The following is a 1,454-nucleotide window of genomic DNA, read 5'->3' as shown; positions in this document are numbered from 1 at the left end:
GATCGCCCGACCCGCCCGCCGCGGTCGTCAGCCGACGACCTCACCGGGGACGGTGCGGTCCCGCTCGCGCTCCCAGCGCAGGAAGTCGTCGGTGGCGCTGAGCAGCGTCCCGGCCACCCAGGCCGCGACGACGGCGTCGTCGAGGGTGCCGAGCAGGCCGAGCAGGGCCTCGGGCACGACGTCGACGGGTGAGACGACGTAGCCGGCCGCCGCGGCCGCCAGCAGCAGCCGCACCGGGCTGGCCGCGCGGTACTCCCCGCGGGCGACGGCCCGGACCATGCGCGGCAGGGCGCGCAGGCGCTCCCCCGCCCCCGCACCGCCCCCGGTGCGCAGCGTCCGCCACACGAGAGCCAGCATCGACCCCCGCCGGCGCAGGGTGCCAGAGCGTTCCACGACGTCCCCCCTCGCTGGGTCCCCGCCCGGCGCCGCGCACGACGACCGGGGCGCGGCCGCGCCCCGCACGGCCGCAGCAGGACAACGCCCCGCCGGGTGTGCTCGTTCCGCGGCGCGGCCTCAGCTGCCGGCGGCCGGGGCCCCGCTGGCCGGCGGCACCTGGGCGCGGGTGCGCGGGGCGAACTCCCGCTGGGCGTGCTTGGCGATGCGGCGCAGCAGCACCACGTCGGCACCGGCACCGACCACCCCGCCGAGCAGCGGCACGATCCGGGAGGACTGCAGCGCCCCCACGCTGCCCAGGCGCCCCAGCAGCCGGAAGCCCACGCCCTTGTTGACGAGCACGAGCACGTCCCGGGGCAGCCGGCGGGTGGCCAGCGACGACAGCGGCCCGCCCACCGGCAGGCCGGCCGAGCGCAGCACCTGCCCGGCGTCGGAGCCCACGAGGGTCAGCAGGACGGCGCTGCGCACCTCCTCCCGGGTCACGTCGTAGCCGCGCAGGTGCGCGATCGCGGCGACCGTCCTCGTCGCGAGGAGGTAGAAGCCGACGACGTTGGCGGGCAGCGCCACGGGCATCGTCACGAGACCGCCCACGCCGGTCGCGAAGCCGCTGCCGGCGACGGCACGGCTGTGGCGGCGCACGACGACGTGCACCGCCGACTCTGCGCTGGGGTGCCCTGCGCGGGCCCGCTCGGCGACGGCGACGGCCGAGGCGAACGGACCAGCCCCGTCGATCCCGACGTCGACGAGGCGCTGCACGAGGGCGGTGGCCTTGGAGTCCGCCGCGTCGGGGCCCTCCCCGCTCCCGGCGCCACCGCCGCGCCACCCCTTCAGCAGACCCATGATCACGTGTCCTCCCGCGTGCGCCGGCAGCCGTGTCGGCTGCGCCGGTCCTGCACACCGACGCTAGGCGTCGCGGGCCGCGGGCGCGCGGGGAGGGGTGTGGCGCGGGGTGCCGCGGGTCGTTCGCGGGCCCGCGGCGGGGTGGCCGCGGTGCGGCTCAGGCGGCGTCGGCCTGCTGGCGCAGCCAGGTGTCGACCTCGGCCAGGCCGGCGTCGACGTAG

General features: G+C 78.8%; 2 protein-coding genes. Both read right to left on the bottom strand.

Features of this window, described 5'->3' with window-relative positions:
• Positions 1–27: 27 nt before the first annotated feature.
• A complete protein-coding gene (locus ABEB16_RS22240; RefSeq protein WP_425560296.1) occupies positions 28–393 on the bottom strand; it encodes a DUF1232 domain-containing protein in 366 nt (121 codons plus the stop codon).
• Positions 394–513: 120 nt separating this feature from the next.
• A complete protein-coding gene (locus tag ABEB16_RS22235; protein WP_345714333.1) occupies positions 514–1,233 on the bottom strand; it encodes a hypothetical protein in 720 nt (239 codons plus the stop codon).
• Positions 1,234–1,454: the final 221 nt, after the last annotated feature.

The organism is Kineococcus glutinatus (assembly GCF_039542765.1).
GTDB classification, from domain to species: domain Bacteria; phylum Actinomycetota; class Actinomycetes; order Actinomycetales; family Kineococcaceae; genus Kineococcus_A; species Kineococcus_A glutinatus.
This window is presented reverse-complemented; position numbering and strand designations above follow the sequence as displayed.

Excerpts from the sequence above, each read along its gene's own strand:
- ABEB16_RS22235 (WP_345714333.1), bottom strand. The coding sequence starts at position 1,233 with ATGGGTCTGCTGAAGGGGTGGCGCGGCGGTGGCGCCGGGAGCGGGGAG.